Annotated in this window: 5 protein-coding genes and 1 pseudogene; all 6 read left to right on the top strand. The window is 60.1% G+C overall.

Annotated elements, in window-relative coordinates; genetic code table 11:
- Window positions 1-227: pseudogene (locus tag GPS82_RS13270) on the top strand (dihydrodipicolinate synthase family protein); the annotation flags it as partial.
- 27 nt (window positions 228-254) lie between these two features.
- A complete protein-coding gene (gene denD, locus GPS82_RS13265) occupies window positions 255-1,301 on the top strand; it encodes a D-erythronate dehydrogenase (protein WP_296495504.1) in 1,047 nt (348 codons plus the stop codon).
- Between the two features lie 58 nt (window positions 1,302-1,359).
- Window positions 1,360-2,331, top strand: coding sequence for a TRAP transporter substrate-binding protein (locus GPS82_RS13260; protein WP_296495503.1), 972 nt, complete (start codon window positions 1,360-1,362; stop codon window positions 2,329-2,331).
- A gap of 81 nt (window positions 2,332-2,412) precedes the next feature.
- On the top strand, window positions 2,413-2,907 hold the full coding sequence (locus tag GPS82_RS13255; RefSeq protein ID WP_296495501.1) for a TRAP transporter small permease: 495 nt from the start codon (window positions 2,413-2,415) through the stop codon (window positions 2,905-2,907).
- A complete protein-coding gene (locus GPS82_RS13250; protein ID WP_296495499.1) occupies window positions 2,904-4,181 on the top strand; it encodes a TRAP transporter large permease in 1,278 nt (425 codons plus the stop codon). The genes GPS82_RS13255 and GPS82_RS13250 overlap by 4 nt, the downstream gene beginning before the upstream one ends.
- A 21-nt stretch (window positions 4,182-4,202) precedes the next feature.
- Window positions 4,203-4,944, top strand: a 742-nt coding sequence (locus GPS82_RS13245; protein WP_296495497.1) for a FadR/GntR family transcriptional regulator, incomplete at its 3' end; no start/stop codon positions are given.

Raw genomic sequence — 4,944 nt, 5'->3', positions numbered from 1 at the left:
GTCGGCGCGAAGACGCTTTTTCCCTGTACCAGCAATGGTTGCCGCTGATCAACTATGAAAATCGTCAGGGTGGCATCTTGAGCGCCAAGGCGCTGATGAAAGCCGGCGGTGTGATCGCCTGCGAGGCACCGCGCCATCCCTGGCCCGCCATGCACCCGGCGGTGCGTGCCGGCTTGATCGAAGTTGCGCAGCGCCTGGACCCGATGGTGCTGCGCTGGGGCAAGTGAATTAACAATTATTTAGGAGAAGCCACCATGCTGAAACCAATCGCCACAGGCGAAGGAAGCTGTCACGTTGTGATCACCGGCGGTGCCGGATTTTTGGGGGTGCGCCTGGCGCGCGCCCTGCTGGCGCAGGGCAAGCTGTCGCTGGACGGGGCTGCACCCATTGACATTGGCCCGATCACACTGGTCGACCGTGCGGCACCGCCCGCCGACCTGCTGGCCGACCCGCGCGTGATTGCCTTGACCGGTGACCTGAATGACCTGTTGGCCAGAGGCCGCGCCGGACTGGATGCGCACACCGACGTGGTGTTCCATCTGGCGGCAGCGGTCAGCGGCGAATGCGAGGCTGATTTTGACCTTGGCATGCGCAGCAACTTTGGCGCCACGCTGTCGCTGCTGGAGGCCTGCCGCGCCCTCAAGACCAAACCGGTCGTGGTGTTTGCCAGTTCGCTGGCGGTGTTTGGCGACGCGCCTGGCATGCCGCTGCCCCCGGTGATTGAAGACACCACACTGCCGACTCCGCAAAGCAGTTACGGCATCCAAAAATTCATTGGTGAGCAACTGATGGCGGACTTCAGCCGCAAGGCTTTTATTCAGGGGCGCAGCGTGCGTTTGATGACCGTGAGTGTGCGCCCGGGCAAACCCAATGGTGCTGCGTCAAGCTTTTTGAGCGGCATGTTGCGCGAGCCGCTGGCGGGTGTGCGTGCCGTTTGTCCGGTACCGGCTGACACCCCGGTGGCGCTGTCCTCACCCGAGCGCACCATCGCCGGTCTGATCACTGCAGCCCGGGCCAGCGCTCAGGCCTGGGGCCCGCGCATAGCCCTGACCCTGCCGGCCCTGACAACCACGCCGGCCGAGATGGCTGCTGCGCTGGAACGAGTCGCGGGGCCCGATGTGGCGGCGCTGATCGACTGGGTACCCGACGCCGCCATCCACAACATCGTCAAGACCTGGCCGGCGCGCATCAACGCCCGTCGTGCTGCGGGTCTGGGCCTGCTGCCCGAATCCAGTTTTGAAGAAATCATCTGGGCGTACATCAGGGAAAACACTGATGCCATCAAGCTGGCGAGGACGTGATAATTAAATTTGTCATACAACTTTTCGGTCGTTTATTTTTATATCTAGGAGACATTGCATGAAATTGAGCAAATTGTTTATCGGCCTTTCTCTCGCAGTCGGTCTGGTGGCCACAGCGGCCGCGCAGACCAACATGAAGATCAACATTGCCATTGCCCAGAACTCGCATCAGGGCGTGGCCATTGACACCTTTGCCAAGGAGGTCGAAAAGAACACCGCGGGCCGTTACAAGATTCAGACCTTTTACAACGCCTCGCTGGGCAGTGAGCGCGAGTCCATCGAGTCGGTTCAGTTGGGCACGCAAGAGCTGACCTTCACCTCCACCGGCCCGGTGCCCAACTTTGTGCCCGATGCCAAGATCCTCGACATTCCCTTCCTGTTCCGCGACAAGGCCCATGCCCGTATGGTGCTTGACGGCCCCATCGGCCAGGAAATGCTGACCAAGTTTGACTCCAAGGGCTTCAAGGCATTGGCCTGGGGCGAAAACGGCATGCGCAACGTGACCAACAACAAGCGCGCTGTCAATACCCCTGATGACCTGAAAGGCCTGAAGCTGCGCACCATGGAAAACCCGGTGCACGTGGCCGCCTACAAGGGTCTGGGCATTGTGACCACCCCGATGGCGATGGCTGAAGTGTTTACCGCGCTGCAACAGGGCACGGTTGATGGCCAGGAGAACCCGCTGTCGGTGATCATGGCTGCCAAACTGGACCAGGTGCAAAAATTCGTGTCACTGACCGGTCATGTCTATTCACCAGCCATCTTTCTGATGAACAAGGCCGCGTTTGACAAGCTCACACCAGCGGATCAAAAAGTGTTTCTGGAAGCAGCCAAGACTGCTGTCAAGTTGAATCGTGACCGCGTGGATGCCGACGACGCCATGGGTGTGACCTACCTGCGCGGCAAAGGCATGACCGTGACGGAAAACCTGGACAAATCCAAGTTTGTCGCAGCGCTGGCACCGGTGTATGCCGATTTCGAGAAGCAGTTCGGCAAAGACAACATGGACAAGATCCGCAACACCAAGTAATCGACTCGCGAGAGCTTGAGCGCCCGACAGTGATTCACTCTCGGGCGCTTTTTTTGACTTCCATGTCAGGCGGAGAACGCTATGAGAGATAAATTTTTGCGGCTGGAGCACTGGACCAGCCGAATTTCGCTGGTCACGGCCTGCGCCATGCTGCTGGTGTCGGCTAGCCTGGGCATGTTCCAGATCATCACCCGCTTTGTGCTGGAAACGCCGGCCGAGTGGACTGAGGTGCTGATTCGTTTCAGCCTGATCTGGATGGTCTTTCTGGGCATTCCGATGGCCTTCAGGCAGGGTGCCATGGTCAGCGTGGATGTGCTCTACCGCTGGAGCCCGGCACGTGTGCGCCACCTGCTTGACTGGGTGGTCTGTCTGGCCGCACTCACCCTGATTCTCATCATCATCTGGTGGGGGTGGGACTATGCCCAGCGCGGCAAGGTGCAAACCATGGCCGGGCTGGAATCAATATCCATGTTCTGGGCCTATTTGGCCATGCCGGTCGGCGGTGTCTTTAGCGTCATCAGCATCATTGGCAATCTGCTGGATCCCCAGCGTCTGGAACTGGAGACTGCACAATGACCACCGTTATGCTGATCACCATGGTGTTGTGCTTTGCACTCACCGTGTCGGTGGCTGTTTCGATCGGCTTGGCTGCCGTTCTGGGTATCCAGGTGGCCGAAATCAATATGCTGATTTCCGTCAAGGAGATGTTCAACGCCATCAACCGGTTCCCACTGGCGGCCATTCCCTTCTTTATTCTGGCCGGCAACATTATGGAAACAGGCGGCATTTCGCGCCGTCTGGTCGATTTTGCCAAAAGCCTGGTGGGTGGTGTGCAGGGTGGCCTGCCCATGACCTGCGTGCTGACCTGCATGATTTTTGCCTCGGTATCGGGTTCATCGGTGGCCACCACCTTTGCCATCGGTACCATCCTGATCCCGGCACTGATGAAGCACGGCTACCCCACCCCCTGGGCTGCCTCGCTGCAGGCCACCAGTGCTGAGTTAGGTGTGATCATTCCGCCGTCGATTCCGCTGATTCTTTATGGCGTGAGCGCCGAGGTCTCGATTGGTGAGTTGTTCATTGCCGGCTTCGGTCCGGGCCTGTTCATCAGCGGCGCGCTGATGCTGTTTGTCTGGGGCTATTGCAAGTACAAGGGCTGGGGCAAAAACGACGGCGATGGCCGCTTGTCGGTTGGCAAAGCCACCTGGAAAGCCGGTTGGGCGCTGCTGATGCCGGTGATTATTCTGGGCGGTATTTACGGCGGTGTCTTCACCCCGACCGAGGCCTCTGCGGTAGCGGTGTTTTACGCGCTGATCGTGGGTATGGTGATTTACCGCGAAATCAAGGTGGCGGACCTGTACATCATCCTGCGCAAATCGGTCCTGTCAGCGGCGGTGATCATGTTCATCATCGCCAATGCAGGACTGTTTGCATTTTTGATCACCCGTGCCGGTGTGCCCGAGGCCATCGGCACCTGGCTGCAGGATGTGCTCAAGTCACCAGTCTACTTCCTGCTGGGTGTTAATGCGGCCTTGTTCATCATCGGCATGTTCATTGAGACCGGTGCCGCCATCATTGTGCTGGCCCCGATTCTGGCACCTGTGGCGATGCACTTTGGCATTGACCCGGTGCACTTCGGCCTGATCATGGTGGTCAACCTGGCCCTCGGCATGATCACCCCGCCGTTCGGCGTGAACCTGTTTGCCGCTTGCACGGTGGCGCGAATTTCGCTGGACCGCATCATCAAGGACCTGATCCCGTTTGTGCTGGTGATCCTGGCCTGCCTGATGGTGATCTCATACGTGCCAGCGCTCTCCTTGACGCTGCGCGACCTGGTGTACGCGCGGTAAGGTCATAGGACAAGTCAGGCCATGACCGCGTCGTTCAAACCCGTGCTTCCCGGTGCCTACCTGTCGGACCAGGTGGCCGATGCAATGGCCGCCAAAATTCGTACCGGGCGCTTGGCTGCTGGCGACAAGTTGCCGACGGAAGCCAGCTTGGTGGACCAGTTTTCCGTCAGTCGCACCGTGGTCAGAGAAGCGATGTCACGCCTGAAATCCCTTGGCCTGGTCGAGTCGCGCCAGGGCAGTGGTGTGTATGTCAAGGAGGTCGGCTTTTCTCCGCTGAACTTCGACAGTAAATCGGTGGCGTCGCGCCAAGCCGTGATCCAGATGGTGGAGGTGCGCCGCGCGCTGGAGGCCGAGGTGGCGGCACTGGCCGCGCAGCGCCGCACCCAGACCGACATCAAACGCATTCACCAATCGATTGCCGCACTCGACAAGGCGGTGGCGGTTGGCGGCGATGGCGTGCTTGAGGACGTGCAGTACCACCTGGCCATTGCCGAGGCGGCGCGCAACCCCTTTCTGATGGGCACGCTGCAGTACCTGGGCCAATTCCTGCAGGGCGCCACCCGGGTGACCCGCGCCAATGAAGCCCGGCGTGCCGATTTTGCGCGGCAGGTGCGCGAGGAACATGCCCTCATTTGCCAGGCCATCGAAGCCGGCGACGCTGAAGCCGCACGGCGGGCCGCCGGCGCGCACATGAACAACGCCATCGTGCGCATCGAGCAGGCCGATCCGGCGTTCTGGCAACAAACCGGCGATGCGCTGGCGA

Origin of the sequence: Rhodoferax sp. (assembly GCF_011391645.1) — a bacterium.
Taxonomy (GTDB): Bacteria; Pseudomonadota; Gammaproteobacteria; order Burkholderiales; family Burkholderiaceae_C; genus Rhodoferax.
This window is presented reverse-complemented; position numbering and strand designations above follow the sequence as displayed.

What these genes read in the sequence shown, in the direction of transcription:
- denD (WP_296495504.1), top strand. Translation starts at nt 255, where the DNA reads ATGCTGAAACCAATCGCCACAGGCGAAGGAAGCTGTCACGTTGTGATC.
- GPS82_RS13255 (WP_296495501.1), top strand. Translation starts at nt 2,413, where the DNA reads ATGAGAGATAAATTTTTGCGGCTGGAGCACTGGACCAGCCGAATTTCG.
- GPS82_RS13250 (WP_296495499.1), top strand. Translation starts at nt 2,904, where the DNA reads ATGACCACCGTTATGCTGATCACCATGGTGTTGTGCTTTGCACTCACC.
- GPS82_RS13260 (WP_296495503.1), top strand. Translation starts at nt 1,360, where the DNA reads ATGAAATTGAGCAAATTGTTTATCGGCCTTTCTCTCGCAGTCGGTCTG.